Raw genomic sequence first — 23,060 nt, 5'->3', positions numbered from 1 at the left:
TATTTATTTGTGTCGCAAAAAATTATCATAGCAATAGACGGTTATTCTTCCTGCGGAAAAAGCACATTGGCCCGGCAACTGGCTAAGGAGCTCAACTATATTTACATTGACAGCGGGGCTATGTACCGGGCAATTACATTATACTTTCTACGCAATCATATTGACTGGACAGATGAGGCACAGGTGCAGGAAGCATTACAGCAGATTGTACTGGAGTTTCATCCTAACTCCAATACCGGGCAATCAGAAATGTATCTGAATGGTGAAAATGTTGAGTACGTTATCAGAGATCTTGTTATAGCAGAAAAGGTGAGTGAAGTAGCGGCTATCAAAGAAGTTCGGGAATTTGCTGTGCATCAGCAGCAATTGATGGGCGTTAAAAAAGGAATTGTAATGGATGGAAGAGATATCGGCACCACGGTTTTTCCACAGGCTGAATTAAAAATCTTTATGACAGCGGATAATGCCATAAGAGTAGAAAGACGTTTTAAAGAGCTGTATGCTAAGAATCCAAACATCACCATTGAGGAAGTAAAGAATAATCTTGAACTGAGAGATTATATTGATTCTCACAGGGATGTAAGTCCTTTAAGGAAAGCAGACGATGCGGTTGTAATTGACAATAGTGATCTTACACCGGAAGAACAACTTCGTTTAGCAAAAGAACTGGCGATGAAGCAAGCGATACAGAGTTATTGATTTGTGCACAGGTATTGACATCGGTCAAAATCTATCTTATATTTGGATACACATTACCCAATATCTGTTGAAACTTCATTTTCTTCCAGACCTGTTTCAACAATCTTTTCAAATTCATTTTACTCAAATTAAAACTATTTCCATTTTGGTATTATTAATTCAGCATGGGCTGAATTGATGTATACCGTCATAAGTTTTTTAAGGACAGGAAAAACCAGATAGAACAGAAGAAGAGAGAAGCCCCCGCATGGGGGTTTCTCGTTTATAGTTTCTAACTGAAATCTGAATGAAGTGAAGGATCAGGTGAATTGTAGTTCCAACTGCTTAAATTGTTCTTCAACGGCGAAGAAGGAAGCTATCTTACGCATTACTGCTTCCACCAATGAATCCGGACAGGAAGCACCACTGGTAATGAGAATTTTTACAGGGCGTTTGGCCGGTAAAAAATCTTTCGTAACATATTCCTGTTTGTTATGAAAGTTGAAATGCATGATTTCTGTTGAAGAGATTAATTTGTCAGTTCCGTTGATGAAATAAGTAGGTAACTTTTCTTCACATAACTCCACCAGGTGGGTGGTGTTGGAACTGTTGTAGCCACCAACAACTATTGCCAGGTCAGCTTCTGTTTCCAGTAAACCGGCAACGGCTGTTTGGTTATCATTGGTAGCATAACATAAAGTATCTCTTGTATCTGCAAAGCGTTCGCTGATGGTGGATTCATCTAATCCATAATGCTGCATCACCACTTGCTTGAGGTATTCAGCTATTGCCTGAGTATCACTGGCTAATTGTGTGGTTTGATTCACAACTCCGAAACGCTGTAAATCTGTTTCAATATTAAATCCGTTTGAATACAACCCTTTAAACTCTTCATAAAAAGATTCGGCTTGTTTTTCTCCGGTGATATACTTGCCAAGTTCAATAGCCTCTTTCAGATCATTAACAATAACAGATGCAATATGTGAGCTGGCATGCGAAAAAGTAGCTCTTGTTTCTTCGTGTTTGGGTTTGCCGTGTATAACAATTGAATAACCTTTCTGTGCAATCTGTTCACTCCGGTTCCAAACCTTTTCTACAAACGGGCAGGTGGTATTATATTGTTCAGTAGCAATTCCTTTTTCATGCAGCATCTGCTCAATTTCAAGTGTTGTACCAAATGCAGGAATGATGACTACATCCTCTTTGGTGAGTGATTCAAAAGGGATGATTTGCTTGCCGTAAGTATCCTGTAAAAAAGTAACTCCTTTTTCTTTTAAGGTGGCATTCACCTGCGGGTTATGAATCATTTCGCTCAAAAGAAAAATCCGTTTGCCCGGGTTTTGCTCAATCGTGTTAAAGGCAATCTCAATCGCATTCTCAACACCATAACAAAAACCGAAATGCCTTGCTATGTAAAACTGTACATCACCAAGATCCAGCAAGGTAGGAGTAAAATCTTTTTTGAGTTTATCATCCTGTTTGCGTCTGTTTTTAATAGCCGTAAGCAGTGAGCTTCTGTAAATATTGGGAACATTGAATTTCTTCATAAGGGAGTAACAAAGTGCAAAGGTAAAAGTTTGGGCTCTATAAGAATAATATCTGTTAGCGGCGGGCTTCGTATCATTGCTTTAATTACGAACCATGACATTGAATGATTCCAAAGTACCCGGGTGGGTAGCATCTACAAACATCTATGAAGTAAATCTTCGGCAGTACACAAAAGAAGGCACGCTCAGTGCTTTTGCCAAACATTTGCCCCGGTTAAAAGACATGGGCGTGGAAATCATCTGGTTCATGCCTGTTACACCCATTTCTGTAAAAAACAGGAAAGGAACACTGGGCAGTTACTATGCCTGTAGCAGCTATGTGCAGGTGAATCCTGAATTCGGAACAATGGATGACTTTAAGAATATTGTTACCCAGATACATGCTTTGGGAATGAAGGTGATTATTGACTGGGTGGCCAATCATACCGGCTGGGATCATGAATGGACGGTTGCTCATCCTGAATATTACAACCGCAATGCCGATGGCAGCTTTAAACCTCCGGTTGAAAACTGGGAAGATGTGATTCATCTGAACTTCAACAATCCGCAGCTTCGTGAAGCGATGATTGATGCGATGAAGTTTTGGGTGGATGAATGCAATATTGATGGGTTCAGATGTGATATGGCGATGCTGGTGCCTTTTGACTTTTGGTTGGAAGCCCGAAAAGAGCTGGATGCTATTCGTCCATTATTCTGGTTGGGAGAATTTGACCAATGGGGTGGTGATGAACCTTATGCCCTTGCTTTTGATGTGAGCTACAGCTGGCATTGGATGCATATCTCTGAAACATTTTATAAACAGCAACAGAAACTGGCTGTATTAGATGATGCGCTCTCCGGTTATCAATTAAAACAACCGTATCATCATATCCGTTCTTTTTTTACAACCAATCATGATGAAAACAGTTGGAATGGAACCGAGTACGAAAAGTATGGCGATGCCGCTTTGGCTTTTGCTGTATTCAGTTGTATGTGGAATGGAATTCCTTTGATTTATAGCGGACAGGAATTGCCGAATCATAAGCGCCTCGCTTTTTTTGATAAAGATGAAATCAAGTGGAAAGCCCAGCCCAAGCTTCATGAGTTTTATCAAACACTTTTACGCTTCCGCAAACAACATCCTGCATTAAGAGCAGCCAACAGAAACGTGATTACCTGGCGTATTGCAACTACAGAACTGGAACATTTATTTTCTTTTGTTCGCAGGTCAGGTTCAAGAGAAGTGATTACAGTGCTGAATCTGTCTGATAAGAAACATAAGTTTCATATAAATGATACAAGGATCGGCGGCTCTTATCTTGATTTGTTTAGCGGTAAAGAACATCAGTTAACAGAGCAATTCATCTTACCGCCCTGGGGTTACTTGGTACTTCATAAATAAGAAACGGGGCGCCAAAGGCGCCCCGTTTCTTATGATAATTATCTCAACGTTTAAGGCTCATTTCTGTTTAGGTCATTAATGGCATATTGATACACGCCTTCATAACCGGGATAAATACCTTCAACGATGATGCTGTTGCCGGCACTTTCTATAGCACGTTTAAAATCATCTACGCTCTTAATGGTTTTACCTCCTGCACGGATGATGATAAAGCCTTTCTTTAAAGTAGTTTGCTCAGCAATTAAACCATCAGTAATGGAGTTAATCACCACACCACCTTCAATTCCATACTCTTTGGCTTTCTTTGCATCCAGTGTGGCAAACTCAGCACCCAACCTGTCGAGAGATGATGTAGTTACTACATCTGTATTACCGGCACTGTTCTTTAATGTAAGTGTTGCTGTTCCCTCTTTTCCATTTCTTATATAAGTCACATTCATCTTCTGACCGGGGCGGTAGCTGGCAACAGTACCTGTTAACTCTGTCCAGGTGCTCACCATTTTATTATCCAGCTTCACAATTTTATCGCCTTTTTTCAATCCTGCTTCTTCTGCAGCGCTCTTTGGTAAAATCTCACCGATCTCAACACCATCACCTTCTTTAATTTGAGAGTCAGTACCGTTATCCTGGTTGGCAGCCGGACGAATACCTAAATAAGCTCTCTGTACCGTTCCGTACTTAATTAAATCATCTACTACTTTCTTAACGATGTTTACAGGGATAGCATAAGAATATCCTGCATAAGCACCCGTTGGTGAAGCAATGGCAGCGTTAATACCAATCAATTGTCCGCCGGTGTTAATCAATGCTCCACCGCTGTTACCCTGGTTTACCGCCGCATCTGTTTGAATAAAACTTTCAACAGTATTGGCACCGGGTTTTGCTTTGCGTTGATTTACGCCAAGGTAACGATACTTGGCACTTACAATACCTGCGGTAACCGTTGTTTCCAACGTAAGGGGATAACCTACTGCCAGTACCCATTGGCCTACTTTTACTTCATCAGAATTTCCATAAAGCAGGTAAGGGAAACCGGTTCCTTCAATTTTAATGACTGCTAAATCTGTATTAGCATCAGTAGCTACCAGTTTGGCTTTATATTGTTTTTTATTGCTGAGTGTAACGGTAATTTCATCAGCTCCATCAATCACGTGATTGTTGGTTACAATATATCCATCACCTGAAATAAATACACCACTGCCACTGGCCATTTGCGGAACATTGTTACCACGACCTCCAAAAAAGTCATCAAAGAAATCATCACCAAACAAATCACTGAACGGGCTGCGCCTGCGTTGCATATTTGTTTGGGTAGGATTGGTTTTTGTTTTGATATGCACTACAGCCGGCACAGCGCTGCCTGCCGCACTTTCAAAATCAACCGGGCCGGGGGCGCCTGCACCACTGTCAAATAATCCTGCATAGTTTACAGGTACCTGGCTTTGACTGTAGCTTACGGATCTGTTGTTGTATTTTCCATACAGGTAGGCACTGCCCACACCTGTAACGGCACTAATAAGAACAACCAATAAAATGTGTTTTGCTTTCATATCACTTGCTGTTAATCTTTTTCAATTTATCAAAGGCCATGCCTTTTGTTCTGTAAAGTAACGAAGCTGTCATCATTTCAGGCCTACCCATCAGCCACATTTAACAACTTATGAACAGTTTCGTAGATAGAGTTAAAGTTACAGGGTTTGTAACTGTTAATGAGGGCAGGAAAGGCATTTTTTGATAACGGGCTTTTGTATTTCATGGCATCGTCCCTTGCGTCGCACCAGTTGAGGTTCCGTTTTCCAATAGTGCTTAGGTTTGAAGGTGAATCAGTATTTTTTTATTTGACACGCTGCTGATGATAAAAGAGCTAATGATCAGCAAAATCACATTGTCTTTATTTCATGTATTAAAAGAAGTTGAATAAATCATCATCGACGAATTGATTGAATATTCTTTATCATAAAAAAATCCCATTGCATCAGCAACGGGATCTTTACAATCAATACAGTTGAAATTTCTGTTACGGGAAAATACCCAGCTCTGCATAACTGGTGGCTACTTTATTAATGGCAACCACATAAGCGGCTGTACGCATATCAGGTATAGAAGGATTGGCTCTCCAGCAATCCATTACTTCATTAACGGCAGTGATCATGGTTTCTTCCAAACCGCTATACACAAGGTCCACTTCATCAGGTCCGTGCAGGATATCCTGTTTTACTTTCTGATCCACTTTCTTTCCGGTAGTGCCTTCAATTTGTGCAATGATGGCATTGTTCTGATTCTCCGTAAAACGTTTTTCCAAACGACCGTAACGAACATGGCTCAGGTTCTTTAACCACTCAAAGTAAGAAACAGTTACACCACCTGCATTCAGGAACATATCAGGAATTACCAATATTCCTTTTTGTGCAAACACCTCATCTGCTTCAGGCGTTAAAGGTCCGTTAGCAGCTTCGCCAATCACTTTTGCTTTGATACGTGGTGCATTATCGCCATTGATAACATTCTCCAATGCCGCAGGAATAAGGATATCGCAATCCAGTTCTAACGCATCTGTATTCTTAACACAGTTGGTAGCGCCGGGGAAATTTAATATAGACTTAGTGGCTTTGCGGTGCTGAAATACAGCATCTACATCCAAACCATCATAATTATAAATGCTTCCTTCATACTCTGCCAGTGCTACAATTTTAGCGCCTGCATCCTGGAAGAACTTGGCGGAATGATAACCCACATTACCCAGGCCCTGCACAATTACTCTCTTACCTTCAACACCGGTGCCTAAGCCCAGTTTGCTCATTACATCGGGCATATTACATACTTCACGGATGCCGTAAAATACGCCTAATCCGGTAGCTTCTCTGCGACCACGAACACCACCTTGTGTGATAGGTTTACCGGTAACACAACCTGCAGCATCCAGCTCGCCCGGTTTTAACGAAGCATAGGTATCTACAATCCATGCCATTTCACGTTCACCTGTTCCGTAATCAGGAGCAGGTACATCCGTACCGGGGCCGATGAAATTTTTCTTCACCAATTCTGAAGTATAACGACGGGTGATTTTTTCGAGTTCGTAAACTGAATGTTTGCGGGGGTCAATTTTAATACCGCCTTTACCACCACCAAAAGGAACATTTACAATCGCACACTTGTACGTCATTAACGCTGCAAGTGCCATTACTTCATCCTGGTTTACTTCTGTTGAAAAACGGATACCACCTTTACAAGGCGTTTTATGATGCGAGTGTTGCACACGATAGGCTTCAATTACTTCAATGGTGCCATCGTCCATTTTTACAGGAAAGCGCATCTGGTACACACTGTTGCAGGCACGGATCTGTTCCAGAATTCCTTTTTCCCATTTGGTAAAAGCGGCGGCCTTATCGAAGCTTTTTTCAACAGCGCCGAAGAAGCTGTAAGTAGCTGACATAACAATCGTTTTTAGTTTTTATTATAGCAATAGAAATCAATCCTTCTTTTGTTCAAGCTTTGAAAGCCTGCGGTCGATGCGAAACACATAACCCACCAATCCCAATAAAATCACCAGGCAAACCACCACCACTACATAAATTTTACCATTGCTGCGCATAGCATCGGCCATTTCCGGCTGTTCTGTTTGCGCAAACGTGCTGAAAGAAATCAGCAGCAACATGAATAGTGCAATTAATTTTCTCATGATAGTAATGCTTTTTCTTTCAATAACTCAATCCTGATTTTTAAAGTGGTGATCCATACGCCCATGAGTGTCCAACCAATAACGGCGGGATAAAACACCATACGTAAACGGGAGTCAATATCTTTAAAATTCAAAGCCGGGTTGCCGCTATCGCTGCCTGGTGCACCGGGGTGCAAACTACCCACCAATCTCGGGATGATCCAGATGGTAGGAAACAGCATAGCAAAAGCGAAAATATTATACACGGCAGTTACACGGGCTCTTTTATCAATATCAGTAAAACTGCCACGCAATACAAAATAAGCACAGTAAATAAGGATGGCAATACCGGCTCCCAACAGCTTGGGTTCTTTTAAAATATTAGCCATAGACTGGCCCTGATCTGTAACCCATGTGTAATTAGCCCATATGGCTCCGGTGGCATAGCCTAACAAACCAAAAAACAAACCGGTAGCTGCATAGGCAGAGGCATAAATATCGTTTAGATAAGATTGATTGCGCAGGTATTTGATGCTGTACACCAGACTTACACCAAATAAAATCATCATGGCAAACCACATACAAACATGGAAGTACAGGTTGCGGATGGACTCATTGAGAATGAAAAGACGGGGAACATCCATGAGGAACCCGCCAATTATGGTGTACACCAATAAAAGAACCGATAATATCTTCCACCAGGGTTTATGCATAATTTCTAACGAAAACAAACAGTAAAGGCAATCATTTTACTACCGTTTGTAAAGTGCGGGCAAAGTTAGTGGGTTGCTTTAATCTTTCCACAAAAAAGGAAACAAAATCATGCAGAGCGCAACCACCAGAATATCCAATCCCCCCAACAACAATACTAACTGCACCAAGGCACCTTCTCTGAAAACTTCTCCAAATGCAGATTTGGAAATGCGTATGAGCAACATGAGTTGCGGTATGATCACCGGAAAGCCCATGATCACCATAATCGCTGCATTTTGATTGGCTCTTGATGCAATGGCGGCCATGAGGGTAAACACCAAACACATACTGATGCCGCCCAGCAGGGTGAGTGCCATAAACTTAACACCGTCAGTAAAAGGAGCTCCCAGGAAGAAACTGAAGGTAGCCAGGCTCAGCAAACTCATGATGAGCATCAGCACAATATTATACAACAACTTGGCAATGATGAACTCACGGGCACTGGTAATGGAATAGTAATACAGCATTTTTCCCCTGCTTTCCTGCAAAAAACTTTTAGCTACGGCATTGATGCTGATGAACAGCATGTTTACCCAAAATAATGCATTCCATGTTTCTGCATCCGCCTCGCTCAGTGAAAGAAACAACACATAAACGATACAGGCCACATACAAAAGAATGCCGTAGAACGTGTACTGTTGTCTTACTTCCAGCAACAGGTCTTTCTTAAACAGGGCGAGTATTTTTTTTGAAGAAGACAACGGGGTTGATTTGTTTATTGGTTGGGCATTTTCAGCTCAAACATCTATTAAGAAATATTTTGTTTCTAAATCTGTTTGGAGTAACATCTTTCTTGTTTTTAATCATAAGAATAGTCCTCCATCTTCCTTGGCCGTAGGCATTTGTTGAAATTATTGAGCCGTTTTTTAAAATTGATATACCTGAGATTTGCTTAATAATTTTTAGAGATACACTGTCAGTTTTTTCATGTTTGTCAAATTCGGTCATTACAATTACTGTATTGTCATCAAATGCTTGCGGTTTATCCTTTTTAATAATAGCTCCTGATTTTGTATCAAATTCAAATTCATTGAATTCGTATGTTGCTATTGAAAAGCTTGAATCAGACTTGATGAATCCAAAATCTTCTACTAACCAGCTGGAATGCCAGACACTTTGAGAAATATTACATGAATCTGCAATTAGGTCTGTTATCATATAGTTTTTAGAAAGAGTGCCATTGTTGAAGAAACGTAATCCGATTCTATTTTGGAACTGAAAACCTTCCACAAAATCATTTATTACAACAAGATTTTCTCCATTATCAGAAACTAATATTGTCATGCTGGTATAAGAATTATCCGGTATCGAATACAATACTTTTCCTTTCTTGTTACGTAGCTGCCATTTGTTTTTGTTTAGTTTTATCGTGTATTGCCCGTTTTTACTTTTAAAAGCTGTCCTGAGTCGCTGTTCATCAGCAAACCCAGGGGTATTTAAAAATATAATAAAGGATATAAACAGGTAAAGCTTCATTCTACGAATAGTTTTTTATTCATAATAACAATGCCTGCACCTCGGCTCGTACACATCTTTTTCGCCTAACAGCACTTGTCCTGCATCGGCACTTTTACGGTAACTGTAGTTGGCAATATTACCACACACTACACAGATCGCATGAAGTTTGGTAATATAATCGGCCACTGCCAGCAGGTTGGGCATTTGGCCAAAGGGTTTTGTTTTATAATCCATATCCAGTCCGGCAACAATTACACGAATGCCCCGCAGTGCCAGCTTTTCACACACTTCAGTAATACCTTCATCAAAGAACTGGGCTTCATCTACACCCACCACATCCACATCGCCCACCATCAGTAATATTTTCTGTGAATTGTCAACCGGGGTGGATTGAATGGCCCGCTCATCATGACTCACAATCTTTACTTCATCATACCTTACATCAATAGCCGGTTTAAAAATCTCTACTTTTAAATTAGCAATACGGGCTCGTTTCAAACGGCGGATGAGTTCTTCTGTTTTACCACTGAACATGGAGCCGCAGATGACCTCAATCCAACCTCTTTTATCACCTCTTATATTTGGTTCAATAAACATTCGCAATTTTTTATGCTCAACTGTTTGTAACTTACAGTCGTAAATTTCCAATACCGCCAAAAGTAAGGACTATTCATGGAACGTATTGCTTCATTGATTGAACAATTACAGCAGGCAGTCAGCGAAAAAGCAGATACCTCACGCCTGGTGTTGCTTGCCAATATGCTGCAGGCTGAGTTGCAATTGCTGCAACAGAAAGAACCTGCTGCAATCGGTACCCCAAAAGTTGCGGTGGTGATGCCGGGTTTACGTACCGTGCAACAGTCAACAACCGTTCAACCAACAGCGTTACCTGTCCCTCCAAAAATCGAAACAAAACAAGAAGAAGAAAAAATCCTGGAAGTGCTGCAGGTTAATGAAGAAGATGTAGAAGCGGAGTTGGAAGAGATTCGTCAAAAAGCCGAGTTTGCCAAAAAGATTGAAGCAAAAGCACATACAGCGCCTGCTAAGCCGGCATTGTTATTTGATGATGAACCTGAAATACCAACACTCATCCATCAACCCAATTATAAAGAACCTGTCCAAAAAAGCGGTAAAGAAATTAATGAAGCGGTTGCTTTAGAAACGCCTTCGTTAAATGATTTTTTAAAACAAACAACTACTGAAGTTGGACACAAACTTGGTGAGGCCGGGGCCATAAGGGATTTGAAAAAAGCCATAGGCATCAACGATCGTTTTGTATTCATCAATGAATTGTTCCGGGGCGATGAAGCCATGTATGAACGCAGCATCAAAACCATCAATAACTTTTCTATTTACCCCGAAGCACAGTACTGGATGGAACGGGAGTTAAAAATCAAACTTGGCTGGGATGATCACCGGCAAGCTACCCAGGATTTCTATGCATTGGTGAAAAGACGTTTCTCCTGAATGTAATTCATAATAGCTGCAGTAGCACCTGCATTCTTTTGCACATAAGCGCCTGCTTTTTGACCTGCTTCTTCAAGATCAATTTTATGAACCAGGTTTTCCAGTTCGTTGTAACTGCTTATGGTAAACAAACCGTCTGTTTTTTTCATTTCAACAGCTTCCCTGTATTTTCTGATGTTAGGCCCGGTAATAACTGCTTTGTTATAAACAGCTGCTTCTAATGTATTGTGTATGCCATCTTTGGTAAACCCGCCACCTACATAACAAATCGTTCCGTATTTATAAAGTTTTGAAAGATGCCCTATGCTGTCAATGATGATACAGTTACAGTTGGCAGGCATTGCCTGATCCGGCCGGAGTTGTGTAAAGCGAACAGAATTGCTGAACAATTGCTCTAACTGCTGAATATGTGCTTCATCAACTTCATGTGGTGCAATCAGTAATTGCCAATCTTTCTGATGCTTATGGAACCATTGTGCAATCAATGCTTCATCTTCCTGCCAGGTACTGCCGGCTACCAGAAGCTTTTTATTGGTGTGAATGAATGCTTGAACAGCAGCAACAGGTTGCCAGTGCTCAGCCAGTTCCAGCACACGGTCAAATCTTGTATCGCCGCACACAGATACATTGTTATGGATGTTGATGGAAGCCAGTAAACGGGCCGATGCTTCATTCTGCACAAACAGGTGCGAAAACTGAAACAGCATGTTTTTGTAAAACCCGCCCCACCATTGAAAAAACGGTTGTGTATTTCTGAAAATGCCTGAAACAAGTATGGTTGCTGTATTTCTTTTCTTCAACTCGGCTAAGTAATAATGCCAGAACTCATATTTTACAAAAACAGCAAGTGAAGGTTGTACAATATTCAAAAAGGCAGTTGCATTGCCCGGTCCATCTTCCGGCAGGTACATGATAAGATCAGCTCCTTTATAATCTTTTCGTATTTCGTAGCCGGAGGGTGAGAAAAAAGTGAGTAATATCTTACAATCAGGGTATTGCTTTTTAATAGTCTCCAGCAGGGGACGGCCCTGCTCAAATTCGCCTAATGAAGCACAATGCATCCAAACGGACTGTTCTCCCGGCTTCATTTTCCATTGCTGCTGCAGCTTTTCTTTCCATTGATTTCTTCCTTCCGCCCACAAAGCTGCTTTCCTGTTCCACCGTGCAGCCAAACGAATACTGCCGAAGTACACAAACCGGAACAAATGGTAAAACAGAATCATGCCTGCAAAATAAAAGGAAACATCAAACAATTTCCTTTTATTTCCCTTCTCCATACGTTGAATTTAGGTAGTAAAAGCCCATTTTTTGCCGTACTTTCGCTGCCGCTAAAAAAGCCAATTTATGAGGCCAATTCAAATGGTTGATTTAAAGCAGCAGTACCTGGCAATCAAAGAACAGGTAGATGCTGCCGTGCTGGATGTGTTGAACAGTTCTGCATTTATAAACGGAAAACCCGTACAGGAGCTGGCTGCCGATTTGAGCAGTTACCTCGGCGTAAAACATACCATTCCATGTGCTAACGGTACTGATGCTCTGCAGATTGCTATGATGGCATTGAATCTGCAGCCCGGTGATGAAGTGATTACTCCTTCTTTTACTTACATCGCAACTACTGAAGTGGTGGCTTTGCTTCGTTTAAAACCTGTTTTTGTAGAAGTAGATCCTAAAACATTTTGTATTGATCCGGCTGCTATCCGTAAAGCGATTACTCCAAAAACCAAGGCCATCGTACCCGTACACCTCTATGGTCATGCGGCTAATATGGAAGAGATTATGAAAATTGCCCAGGAGCATAATCTGTATGTGATTGAAGATAATGCCCAGGCGATAGGAGCTGATTATACCTATAGCGACGGAACTTCAAAGAAGACAGGTGCTATCGGAACCATCGGGTGTACTTCATTCTTTCCTTCCAAGAACCTGGGATGTTACGGTGATGGGGGAGCGATCTTTACAAACGATGACGTATTAGCTGATCAGTTGCGCATGGTGGCCAATCATGGTCAGAAAGTTCGGTATTATCATGAGGTGGTAGGCTGTAACTCCCGGTTAGATACTGTACAGGCAGCCATCCTTTTAATCAAGCTCAAAAAACTGGATGACTATATTGCTGCCCGCCGCAAAGCAGCAGATTATTATGATGCGGCTTTTGCCAATCATCCACACATTACAGTTCCTTACCGTGCGCCTTACAGCAATCATGTGTTTCATCAATACACTTTAACACTGGATGGTTACAAGAACGTTGCAGAAGTGCGTAATGGCTTGAATGCATGGCTGGCAGAGCAACACATTCCATCTATGATTTATTATCCGGTGCCCGCACATCGTCAAAACATGTTTGCATCTTTTGGAGGTAATGATTTCAAACTTGAAATAACAGATTGGTTGACCGACCGTGTTATTTCTTTGCCCATGCATACAGAACTGGAGGAAGAGCAATTACAACACATTACATCAAAAGTGCTGGAGTATCTTAACAAGCAATAAACCTAAATAAATTCATTCATTGTTCATCTTTAAACCTAAAACTCATAACATATGAAAATCGCAGTCGTTGGAACCGGCTATGTTGGATTAGTAACAGGCACTTGTTTTGCTGAAACGGGCAACCAGGTAACCTGTGTGGATATAGACACCAAAAAAGTAGAGAAACTTTCAAACGGACAGATTACTATTTATGAACCCGGCCTGGAGAAAATATTTCTCCGTAATCTCAAAGAAAACCGTCTGCGGTTTACTACAAACCTTGCAGAAGGTATTAAGGATGCCACTATTATCTTTTTAGCATTGCCTACGCCTCCCGGCGAAGATGGAAGTGCTGATCTCAAATACATTTTAGGTGTAGCTGAAGATTTAGGAAAAATTCTTACTGATTATAAAGTGATTGTTGATAAAAGCACCGTGCCTGTAGGAACAGCGGATAAAGTACGTGCAGCTGTTGCCAAAAATTACAAGGGTGATTTTGCAGTGGTAAGTAATCCGGAGTTTTTGAGAGAGGGTGTAGCGGTGGAAGATTTTATGAAACCTGACAGGGTAGTGGTTGGTACCAGTGATAAAATGGCAAAGGAAATCATGACCAAGCTCTATGCTCCTTTTGTAAGAAGCGGTAATCCGGTGATCTTTATGGACGAACGCAGTGCTGAGCTTACCAAGTATGCAGCGAACTCGTTTCTGGCTGTAAAAATTTCATTTATGAATGAGGTAGCCCGCTTGTGTGAGCGCTTGGGTGCTGATGTAGATATGGTACGTAAAGGTATCGGCAGTGATGAACGTATCGGTAAGCGTTTCCTTTTCCCCGGTATTGGTTACGGCGGCAGTTGTTTCCCTAAAGATGTACAGGCGTTGGTAAAGTCATCCAAAGAAGTGGAATATGAATTTGAAATTCTGAATGCAGTGATGAAGGTGAATGAAGATCAGAAACTCTTCCTCATTCCTAAAATCCAATCTTTCTTCAAAAATGAGTTACAAGGTAAACATTTTGCTTTGTGGGGATTGGCCTTCAAACCCAATACTGATGATATACGGGAAGCACCTGCTTTGTATATGATTGATGCGTTAACTGCTGCCGGAGCAACGGTTACAGCTTTTGATCCTGAAGCAATGAATAATGTCAAGCAGGTGGTGGGAGATAAGATCAACTATGCATCTAACCAATATGAAGCATTGCAGAATGCAGATGCTTTAATTATTGCAACGGAGTGGAGCGAGTTCCGCACACCTGAGTTTGAAAAAATGAGCTCACTGCTAAAAAATAAAGTAGTGTTTGATGGACGTAATGTATATGATGCATCACAAATGAAAGAACTGGGCTATCATTACGAAAGTGTAGGAAGGTTAACCGTAACAAATAATCAATAATGGAACGTAAGCGAATTTTAATTACCGGTGCAGCCGGTTTTCTCGGTTCTCATTTGTGTGACCGCTTTATCAAAGAGGGCTACCAGGTGATTGCTATGGATAACCTTATTACCGGTGATTTACGCAACATTGAACACCTGTTTAAACTGGAGCAATTTGAGTTTTATCATCATGATGTAACCAAGTTCATCCATATTCCCGGTAAGTTGGATTATATCTTGCATTTTGCATCGCCTGCCAGTCCTATCGATTATTTAAAGATTCCGATCCAGACATTGAAAGTAGGAGCACATGGTACCCATAATTGCCTGGGATTAGCAAAGGCAAAAGGAGCCCGCATTCTCGTTGCTTCCACTTCAGAAGTTTATGGAGATCCGCTGGTGCATCCACAAACAGAAGAGTATTGGGGCAATGTAAATCCTGTGGGGCCTCGTGGTGTGTACGATGAAGCCAAGCGCTTTATGGAAAGTATAACGATGGCCTATAATCGTTTTCATGGTGTTGAAACAAGGATTGTTCGCATCTTCAATACATACGGACCCCGTATGCGTTTAAACGATGGCCGTGCGTTGCCTGCTTTCATTGGCCAGGCATTGCGTGGCGAAGATTTAACAGTATTTGGTGATGGAAGTCAGACCAGAAGTTTTTGTTTTGTAGATGACCTGGTAGAAGGTATTTACCGTTTGCTCATGAGCGATTATGATATGCCGGTAAATGTGGGTAATCCATCAGAAATTACATTAAAAGAGTTTGCAGAGGAAGTGATTAAGTTAACGGGTACTGCACAAAAGATCGTTTATAAACCATTGCCCGTTGATGATCCAAAACAAAGACAACCGGATATTGCAAAAGCAAAACAGATTCTTGGATGGGAACCAAAAGTTTCAAGAGCAGAAGGATTAAAGATTACGTATGATTATTTTAAGAATCTGCCTAAAGAGGAATGGAGCAAACTGCCCAAAGAATTTGTTAGCATGAAATAAAAAACCACCTTAAAGCACCCTTTAACTATGTTTCAGTTACTTATCAATAAAGAAAAGAAAATAGCCGTTGTTGGTCTTGGTTATGTGGGGTTGCCGCTTGCATTGGAACTGGCGGCACACATGCGTGTGATTGGTTTTGATATCAACCGCAAACGCATTGAAATGATGCAGCGGAGCGAAGACCCCAGTAAGGAAGTGGAAGCTGAAGTGTTTGCAGGAAAAGACATTGTGTTTACTGATGATATCAATGTATTAAAAGAAGCTTCCTTCTTTATTGTAACGGTTCCCACACCGGTTGATGAATACAAAGTACCTGATCTTACACCATTACAGAAAGCAAGTGAAACCGTTGGTAAAGTTTTAAAGAAAGGTGATTATGTAGTATATGAAAGCACCACCTATCCGGGATGTACAGAAGAAGATTGTATGCCTATACTGGAACAGTTCAGCGGATTAAAGGGAAAGGTTGATTTTAAAATCGGTTATTCGCCGGAGCGGATCAATCCGGGTGATAAACAGCATACACTCAGCAACACCGTTAAAATTGTTTCAGGATGTGATGCTGAATCGCTGCAGGAGATTGCAGCCGTTTATGAAAGTGTTGTGAAAGTGGGTGTACACCGTGCGCCGAATATTAAAGTAGCCGAAGCCGGAAAGATTATTGAAAATGCGCAACGGGATCTGAATATATCTCTGATGAATGAGTTATCCATCATTTTTGATCGTATCGGCATCAATACGTATGATGTAGTGGAAGCGGCGGGCACCAAATGGAATTTTCATAAATACACGCCCGGTCTTGTGGGCGGGCATTGCATTGGTGTAGATCCCTATTATCTTACATACAAAGCCCAGCAGTTGGGTTACAATTCCAAAGTAATTTCCAGCGGCCGTTTTGTAAATGATGAAATGCCTCGTTATGTGGCTAAAAAAATCATTCAGCATATTATCAAATATGCGCCTGATGCAGCGTCGGCAAAAGTATTAGTGCTGGGTGCTACGTTTAAAGAAAATGTGGCGGATATCCGCAATTCAAAAGTGGCTGACATGGTGCGTGAGCTGTTAGAATACAATGTGGCTGTTGATTTTGTAGATCCGCATGCAGATGCTGATGAAGTAAAGCATGAATACGGTTTAACACTTACTAAAGAAATAGGTAAGGGATATGACGCAGTTGTACTTGCTGTAGCGCATCACCCATACAAAGATTTTGATGAATCCTTTTTAATGTCTGTTTGTAATGAGCAGGCTTTGTTTGCTGATCTCAAAGGAATTTACCGTAATAAAATTTCTAAACTGAAATACTGGAGTTTATAATGCCTGATTTTTCTAAAACCATATTGGTTACCGGTGGAGCCGGTTTTATCGGAAGCCATGTTGTTCGTTTGTTTGTGAACAAATATCCGCACTACAAAATTGTAAACGGTGATGCATTAACCTATGCCGGCAATCTTGAAAATCTGAAAGATGTGCAGGAGAAAGCTAATTATGTTTTTGAAAAAGTAGATATTACTGATGAGCAAAGCGTCAATCATTTATTTGAGCAATATCGTTTTGATGCAGTGATTCACCTGGCGGCTGAAAGTCATGTGGATCGTAGTATTATGGATCCATTGGCATTTGTAAGAACAAATGTGTTGGGTACCGTGGTATTGTTGAATACGTGCCGTAACTATTGGAAAAATCAATATGCCGGTAAACTGTTTTATCATGTTTCAACGGATGAAGTATATGGATCATTAGGTGAAAGCGGTTTCTTTACAGAAGAAACACCCTACGATCCGCATTCTCCCTACTCAGCTTCCAAGGCTTCTTCTGATCATTTTGTAATGGCTTATCATGATACCTATGGGTTGCCGGTAGTAATGAGTAATTGCAGTAACAATTACGGTTCTCATCACTTTCCTGAGAAGTTGATTCCGTTAATGATCAACAACATCAAAAACAAAAAACCTTTACCGGTGTATGGTAAAGGCGAAAATGTTCGTGACTGGTTGTATGTAGAAGATCATGCAAGAGCTATTGATACTATTTTTCATACAGGTAAGCAGGGCGAAAGTTATAATGTAGGTGGTTTTAACGAGTGGAAAAATATTGATCTCGTGAAATTACTCTGCCGCATTATGGATCAAAAGCTCGGAAGGGCAGCCGGAGAGAGTGAGCAGTTGATTAGTTATGTAACTGATAGGCCCGGTCATGATTTACGCTATGCTATTGATGCCACTAAGTTGCACAAAGAACTGGGTTGGTCGCCTTCGCTGCAGTTTGAAGAAGGATTGGAAAAAACAGTGGACTGGTATCTTGCCAATGAAGACTGGATCAACCATGTTACCAGCGGTGATTACCAGAAATACTATGAAGAACAATACAAACACTAAGTACTATTTAAAGCGAAATAAATTTTCTTCTATCTCATGGCGTTTCATGAAACAGGTTTTCCGGGATTAGTGGTTTTTGAACCAAATGTATTTGGCGATGCACGTGGTTATTTTTTTGAATCCTATAATCAGCAGGTGTTTGATGCTGCGGGTTATTCTTATAACTGGGTTCAGGATAATCAATCCAGTTCTTCCTATGGTGTAATTCGTGGATTACATTTTCAGAAAGGTGAACATGCACAGGCTAAACTGGTGCGCTGTTTAAGCGGATGTATCCTGGATGTAGTGGTAGATCTCAGAAAAGATTCTCCCACCTTCAAAAAAACATATGTAGCAGAACTTACCGGGGAAAATAAAAAAGCATTGCTCATTCCCCGTGGATTTGCACATGGCTTTTCTGTATTAAGTGAGCAGGCTGAAGTTTTATATAAGTGTGATCATTTTTATAACAAGCAAAGTGAAGGCGGTTTGCTTTACAACGATCCTTCGCTGCAGATTGATTGGCAGATTGAAACAGAGAAGCAGATTGTATCAGCAAAAGATCTGGAATTGCCTTCCTTTGACAGGTTAAGCGAAGACTCCTTTTTTTAAATATGCAACCCACTGTATTAGTTACCGGAAGTAATGGCCAGCTGGGCAAAGAATTGCAGCAGTTAGCAACAGCATTTCCGCAATTCCGTTTTGTTTTTGCTTCACGGGAAGATTTAAAATTGCATCATTACGGGTTGGTTGAAAATTTTTTCATTGCCACAAAGCCACAATACTGTATCAATTGTGCTGCTTACACTGCTGTTGATAAAGCAGAGAATGAACCTGATATGGCCATGCTGGTAAATGGTGAAGCGGTGGGCCACCTGGCCGCTATTTGCAAAAAATACAATACTAAGTTTATTCATATATCAACGGATTATGTGTTTGACGGTGAAAGTGAAACGCCTTATGTTGAAACAGATACCACCGGTCCGATTAATGTATACGGCCGTTCCAAATTATCAGGTGAGCAGTTGTGCATCAAAGAAAATCCGGATGCTATCATCATTCGTACTTCATGGGTGTACTCATCCTTTGGACACAATTTTGTAAAAACCATGGTGCGTTTGATGCAGGAACGTAATGAAATCAATGTGGTGAATGATCAGATCGGATCACCGACTTATGCCGCTGATCTTGCAAAACTCATTCTTGATGTCATCGCAACAGGCAAATGGCAGGCAGGTATTTATCACTACAGTAATGAAGGTAAAATCAGTTGGTATGATTTTGCAGTAGCCATCAAAGAATTAACCGGCAGTCATTGCATCATTCATCCTATTGCAAGTACAGCGTATCCAACTCCCGCAAGGCGACCGCATTTCTCCCTGCTTGATAAAACAAAAATCAAGGCAGCTTATCATCTCACAATTCCTAACTGGAAGGCGAGTCTTGTAAAATGTATGGAACTCTTGCAGCAGAATTGAATAATCAGTTGAATTGTTTTTCCGTTACTGCTCTCACTATCTTTTCTAAATGAGATTCTTTATTGATCAACTCTTTTAATAAATGCATTTGATTCATAGCCCTGTTGTAGTTATGCAGTTCAAACCGGGCACCATAGTAAACATCGTTGTTGAGGTAATCCGTTAAAAAACGTAATGCCTGCATATAGATTATGAATTTGCCGGCATATACAAAATGATTTTTTTCAACGGGCGTTAAAAGATGACTCATCTCCTGTAAATACCCCGAAACAATGGCTTGGAAGTATTCTTCCCGTATTTGAATGAGTGAAAAGTTGGTTTCTTCTTCATTGGCCGGGCTCAGGTAAGTACGCATCATATCACCTGCATCACTAAAAAAATAGCCGGGCATTATGGTGTCCAGGTCAATAACGCAGATTGCATGATTTTGATAATCAAACAAAACGTTACTGATTTTGGTATCATGGTGTGTAACACGCAGGCGAAAGTCCGGACTCCGTTTAATTTGCTCATAGGTAGTAACAATTGATTCGAAGCTGATAAGTTCTTTGATCAGTTGCTTTGCATGTTCCTTTCTTTTCTCATCCCCATTTTCTAAAGCATTTAAAAATTGTCTGTACCTGAAGGTGAGGTTATGAAAATCAGGTATTGTAATTTTTAAGTTCTCAGTGTTAAATCCTGCCAGCAGGCCGGTGAACCTTCCAAACTGTTGTGCAGCTTCGTATGCCTGTTCAGGTGTTGAAACAGAATCTATACTATGTGATCCTTTTACAAAAGGAAACAAACGGTAATAACCTTCTTCTTCATTATAAAATACAGGTTCCTTTGCTTTTGTGGATATCGGAGCAACAAAAAGATAATCCGGATGATGTTCCTTAAGATAAGAGGCAACTTGTTCTATATTTTCAGCTATGGCATATGGGTCATGAAATACATTATGATTGATTTGTTGCAGAATGAATACCTCATCCCCATCAGTTACTTTCCATGTTTTGTGAATCAATCCCGAACCAACAGGAGTGATGGAAAGAGCCGCTTCCTGCATTCCGTATGCTTCTGAGATTTGCTGCAGCATGTGCAATGCCTTTTTTGTTGTAGCCAAACTTAGCAAATATTCGGGCTGATTTACCGGAGATGGTTTTGACAAAAGTTTTAATAAAAGCAGATTTGTTTTGAGTAGGGCAAACAAAAAAGGTATCCTGAAAATCAAGATACCTTTTGTTGCGGTAGTTGCCCGACCTGGATTCGAACCAAGACAAACAGAACCAAAATCTGTCGTACTACCATTATACTATCGGGCAATCCTTCCCATCGCCTGCTGTTGCATTTGTTGGGGTGGCAAAAGTAGGGTGGATGAGAAAAACTGCCAAAAAAAATTGCGATTTAGAGTATAATTCGCAAACCTCCTGTAAAACGGATATGTGTTAATCCTTCCGGTTCGTCTTCTTCAGATGCAGTGAGCCCCTGCTGATCTGATTTTAATTTTGCCCGCCCGTTCAGATAATCACCATTTACTGCGAAGTAAACATTTTTGCTGAGCTTGAAATCAAGACCCAATCCTCCTGCTAAAGCAAGCCCTGTTCCGCTTAATTCAAAAGAACTGCTGCTTCCGGCAGAAGATAAATCATTATCAGAGCGGTAGCTGATAGCACCTATTCCAAGTTTAGAAGTTAAAAACACTGTTTCATTTTTACTGAGAGGAGTAAAGCTGATCCAGTTACCGGTGATAACGGTTATCTTATCGGAGGTGCTAATCGTGCCTGAAGCAGTTGTAGGACCCCCCGGCCCCGGAACAGATGTTGTAAACGGATAATCTTTGCTGGATGAGCTGAATTGTGAGTAGGAGAGAGTAAATCCATTATTCTCTGCTTTTGCACCCAGTTCAAATGAAAACGCTGTACCATTCCGTAATTCTTTAAAATGATTCTCTAATTGTGGCGGCACAGAGGCATCAATTTTAGCAGTTCTAAAACCCAAGCCAAAAGAACCTGATGCCATAAACCTGATGTTAGAAGAAGTGTTAGCGGCATTTTGGGCTTTGACAGTCAGCACAAGAAATAAGAGCAATACTCCGGTTGTGTAGATTTTTTTCATCATAATTTTTTTATGCTAAACAGCAAAGCAATGATGATGTTCCGTTTTGAGTAAAAATCTTGTGTTAATGAAATACAGTTTTTATACATAGAGGTTGTAGAAAGCCCCCAACCCTGTAAACTGAAATATTCACGTTATGTATCTGCAGGTTTTAATTTCAGAATCAAAAAAAGAGGAATAATCATCATCCCTCCCGAAACAAAGAAGGGCACGCTGTGCCAGATGGGATAGAGGAGTCCGCCTACTGCCGGTCCAATCACTCTCGATAAAGATGCAAAACTTTGATTGGCTCCCATAACCTGACCCACAGATTGCACAGGCGCTATTTTACTGAGCCAGCTGGTGAGCGGCGGTGTAATGAGCGCATTGCCAAAAGCAAGCAGTGCTACGAGTATCAATTCCAAAGGCACAAACCATTCTTTACCGGGCACAGGTATTAGCGCAAGTGAAATGCCCATGAGCAATGCACCACTGATGATGAGTTGTTTCTCCGTATATCTTTTCGTAAACCAGCGAATGAATAAACCCTGGCTGAGTGCACTTACAATTCCGATGAGTGCAAATACATAGCTGGATTGTTTTTCATTCAACCCGTATTTTTCTTTCCACAGCAAACCGCTTGTAATCTGCATCATGCTGAAAGCAGTAACATACAAAAAGAAGATCCACATGAGTTGATTGATAACGGGTGCCTGCAGCCATCGTATAATCTGCTCCAGGGGGTTAATGGAACGTTTGCTGTTCCGGTCAATGTTTTGATTGCTTTCCACAAGCGAATACCAGGCGGAAGCAAGGTTGATCATATTAAGAATGGCTGCTCCCAGGCCCACCCATACAACACTTCCTTCGCCACTGAAACTTTTTAAATAACCACCCACTACCGGACCTATGATAAAACCCAATCCAAAAACAGCACCCACCATGCCCAGGTTTTTCGTTCGCTCCTCCGGTTTGGAAATATCAGCCATATAAGCCTGTGCTACGGAAATATTAGCACTGCCGATACCTGCCATAATTCTTGCGGCGAGTAATAAAAACAAACTGTTGGTAAATGATAAAATAATATTCGCTACAAAGGTGATGGCAATGCTCAGCAGCATCACAGGTCTTCTTCCTCTGCGGTCGCTCATGCTGCCCCAAAAGGGAGCAAACAAAAAATTCATCAATGCAAAACTGGCGGCTGCAATACCCACCATGATATCGCTCAGGTTCAGCTCCTTTACAAAATAAGGGAGTACGGGAAAGATCATGCTGAAACAGATCATATCAATGAATACCGTAAGCAGCAATACAATTTTCTGGCGGGACATAAGTTGATTTACGGTCAAAATTATTTGAAAGA

Annotated in this window: 22 protein-coding genes and 1 tRNA gene; 10 read left to right on the top strand and 13 right to left on the bottom strand. The window is 41.0% G+C overall.

What is annotated here, in order from left to right:
- Positions 1 to 9 precede the first annotated feature (9 nt).
- Positions 10 to 699 carry a (d)CMP kinase gene (gene cmk / locus PDL71_RS15040; protein WP_407522510.1) on the top strand — a complete coding sequence of 230 codons (690 nt, stop codon included), beginning with the start codon at positions 10 to 12 and terminating at the stop codon, positions 697 to 699.
- Between the two features lie 299 nt (positions 700 to 998).
- Here the strand turns inward: cmk and PDL71_RS15035 are convergent, their stop codons facing one another.
- Positions 999 to 2,225: a 4-hydroxy-3-methylbut-2-enyl diphosphate reductase gene (locus PDL71_RS15035; protein WP_407522508.1), complete on the bottom strand. Its 1,227-nt coding sequence runs from the start codon at positions 2,223 to 2,225 to the stop codon at positions 999 to 1,001.
- Positions 2,226 to 2,319: 94 nt separating this feature from the next.
- Between PDL71_RS15035 and PDL71_RS15030 the strand changes: the two genes are divergently transcribed.
- Entirely contained in the window at positions 2,320 to 3,606 is a 1,287-nt protein-coding gene (locus tag PDL71_RS15030; RefSeq protein ID WP_407522506.1) for an alpha-amylase family glycosyl hydrolase, read from the top strand.
- Between the two features lie 50 nt (positions 3,607 to 3,656).
- Here PDL71_RS15030 and PDL71_RS15025 read toward each other — a convergent pair whose 3' ends face one another.
- The 7 genes from PDL71_RS15025 to PDL71_RS14995 form a co-directional block, all read right to left on the bottom strand.
- Positions 3,657 to 5,156 (bottom strand): trypsin-like peptidase domain-containing protein, encoded by a 1,500-nt coding sequence (locus PDL71_RS15025; RefSeq protein WP_407522504.1) that lies wholly within the window; start codon positions 5,154 to 5,156, stop codon positions 3,657 to 3,659.
- A gap of 467 nt (positions 5,157 to 5,623) precedes the next feature.
- Positions 5,624 to 7,039 carry a Glu/Leu/Phe/Val family dehydrogenase gene (locus PDL71_RS15020; protein ID WP_407522503.1) on the bottom strand — a complete coding sequence of 472 codons (1,416 nt, stop codon included), beginning with the start codon at positions 7,037 to 7,039 and terminating at the stop codon, positions 5,624 to 5,626.
- Positions 7,040 to 7,075: 36 nt separating this feature from the next.
- Positions 7,076 to 7,285 carry a CcmD family protein gene (locus PDL71_RS15015; RefSeq protein ID WP_407522501.1) on the bottom strand — a complete coding sequence of 70 codons (210 nt, stop codon included), beginning with the start codon at positions 7,283 to 7,285 and terminating at the stop codon, positions 7,076 to 7,078.
- Positions 7,282 to 7,977 (bottom strand): ABC transporter permease, encoded by a 696-nt coding sequence (locus PDL71_RS15010; protein ID WP_407522500.1) that lies wholly within the window; start codon positions 7,975 to 7,977, stop codon positions 7,282 to 7,284. Before PDL71_RS15010 ends, PDL71_RS15015 begins: the two co-directional genes overlap by 4 nt.
- Positions 7,978 to 8,055: 78 nt before the next feature.
- The gene (locus tag PDL71_RS15005) at positions 8,056 to 8,718 is read right to left on the bottom strand and encodes a heme exporter protein CcmB (protein ID WP_407522498.1); all 663 of its coding nucleotides are present in this window, start codon (positions 8,716 to 8,718) and stop codon (positions 8,056 to 8,058) included.
- 31 nt (positions 8,719 to 8,749) lie between these two features.
- Complete coding sequence (locus PDL71_RS15000) at positions 8,750 to 9,493, bottom strand: hypothetical protein (RefSeq protein WP_407522496.1); 744 nt, start codon at positions 9,491 to 9,493, stop codon at positions 8,750 to 8,752.
- A 15-nt stretch (positions 9,494 to 9,508) separates the two neighbouring features.
- Positions 9,509 to 10,072: a thymidine kinase gene (locus PDL71_RS14995; protein ID WP_407522494.1), complete on the bottom strand. Its 564-nt coding sequence runs from the start codon at positions 10,070 to 10,072 to the stop codon at positions 9,509 to 9,511.
- Positions 10,073 to 10,147: 75 nt separating this feature from the next.
- On the opposite strand from PDL71_RS14995, the gene PDL71_RS14990 reads away from it, so the two are divergent.
- A complete protein-coding gene (locus PDL71_RS14990) occupies positions 10,148 to 10,942 on the top strand; it encodes a hypothetical protein (RefSeq protein ID WP_407522492.1) in 795 nt (264 codons plus the stop codon).
- Here the strand turns inward: PDL71_RS14990 and PDL71_RS14985 are convergent.
- On the bottom strand, positions 10,912 to 12,219 hold the full coding sequence (locus tag PDL71_RS14985) for a 3-deoxy-D-manno-octulosonic acid transferase (protein ID WP_407522490.1): 1,308 nt from the start codon (positions 12,217 to 12,219) through the stop codon (positions 10,912 to 10,914). The two genes, PDL71_RS14990 and PDL71_RS14985, sit on opposite strands and share 31 nt — an antisense overlap.
- A 67-nt stretch (positions 12,220 to 12,286) precedes the next feature.
- Here PDL71_RS14985 and PDL71_RS14980 point away from each other — a divergent pair, with 67 nt between their 5' ends.
- The 7 genes from PDL71_RS14980 to rfbD are packed head-to-tail and all read left to right on the top strand — an operon-like array spanning position 12,287 to position 19,624.
- Entirely contained in the window at positions 12,287 to 13,435 is a 1,149-nt protein-coding gene (locus tag PDL71_RS14980) for a DegT/DnrJ/EryC1/StrS family aminotransferase (protein WP_407522488.1), read from the top strand.
- Positions 13,436 to 13,486: 51 nt separating this feature from the next.
- The gene (locus tag PDL71_RS14975; protein WP_407522486.1) at positions 13,487 to 14,806 is read left to right on the top strand and encodes a UDP-glucose dehydrogenase family protein; all 1,320 of its coding nucleotides are present in this window, start codon (positions 13,487 to 13,489) and stop codon (positions 14,804 to 14,806) included.
- Positions 14,806 to 15,789, top strand: coding sequence for a UDP-glucuronic acid decarboxylase family protein (locus tag PDL71_RS14970; protein WP_407522484.1), 984 nt, complete (start codon positions 14,806 to 14,808; stop codon positions 15,787 to 15,789). The genes PDL71_RS14975 and PDL71_RS14970 overlap by 1 nt, the downstream gene beginning before the upstream one ends.
- Before the next feature lie 27 nt (positions 15,790 to 15,816).
- Positions 15,817 to 17,106, top strand: coding sequence for a nucleotide sugar dehydrogenase (locus tag PDL71_RS14965; protein ID WP_407522482.1), 1,290 nt, complete (start codon positions 15,817 to 15,819; stop codon positions 17,104 to 17,106).
- Positions 17,106 to 18,167, top strand: a complete 1,062-nt coding sequence (gene rfbB, locus PDL71_RS14960) for a dTDP-glucose 4,6-dehydratase (RefSeq protein ID WP_407522480.1) — start codon at positions 17,106 to 17,108, stop codon at positions 18,165 to 18,167. The genes PDL71_RS14965 and rfbB overlap by 1 nt, the downstream gene beginning before the upstream one ends.
- A gap of 36 nt (positions 18,168 to 18,203) precedes the next feature.
- On the top strand, positions 18,204 to 18,758 hold the full coding sequence (rfbC, locus tag PDL71_RS14955; protein ID WP_407522478.1) for a dTDP-4-dehydrorhamnose 3,5-epimerase: 555 nt from the start codon (positions 18,204 to 18,206) through the stop codon (positions 18,756 to 18,758).
- A 2-nt stretch (positions 18,759 to 18,760) separates the two neighbouring features.
- Positions 18,761 to 19,624, top strand: a complete 864-nt coding sequence (gene rfbD, locus PDL71_RS14950) for a dTDP-4-dehydrorhamnose reductase (RefSeq protein WP_407522476.1) — start codon at positions 18,761 to 18,763, stop codon at positions 19,622 to 19,624.
- A gap of 4 nt (positions 19,625 to 19,628) precedes the next feature.
- Here the strand turns inward: rfbD and PDL71_RS14945 are convergent, their stop codons facing one another.
- The 4 genes from PDL71_RS14945 to PDL71_RS14930 form a co-directional block, all read right to left on the bottom strand.
- Positions 19,629 to 20,699, bottom strand: coding sequence for a phosphotransferase enzyme family protein (locus tag PDL71_RS14945; protein ID WP_407522474.1), 1,071 nt, complete (start codon positions 20,697 to 20,699; stop codon positions 19,629 to 19,631).
- A gap of 155 nt (positions 20,700 to 20,854) precedes the next feature.
- Positions 20,855 to 20,925, bottom strand: a tRNA-Gln gene (locus tag PDL71_RS14940).
- 82 nt (positions 20,926 to 21,007) lie between these two features.
- Complete coding sequence (locus tag PDL71_RS14935; RefSeq protein ID WP_407522472.1) at positions 21,008 to 21,718, bottom strand: hypothetical protein; 711 nt, start codon at positions 21,716 to 21,718, stop codon at positions 21,008 to 21,010.
- Between the two features lie 134 nt (positions 21,719 to 21,852).
- Entirely contained in the window at positions 21,853 to 23,028 is a 1,176-nt protein-coding gene (locus tag PDL71_RS14930) for an MFS transporter (protein WP_407522470.1), read from the bottom strand.
- Between the last annotated feature and the right edge of the window lie 32 nt (positions 23,029 to 23,060).

It is taken from the genome of Lacibacter sp. MH-610 (assembly GCF_045780045.1).
Classification (GTDB): domain Bacteria; phylum Bacteroidota; class Bacteroidia; order Chitinophagales; family Chitinophagaceae; genus Lacibacter.
This window is presented reverse-complemented; position numbering and strand designations above follow the sequence as displayed.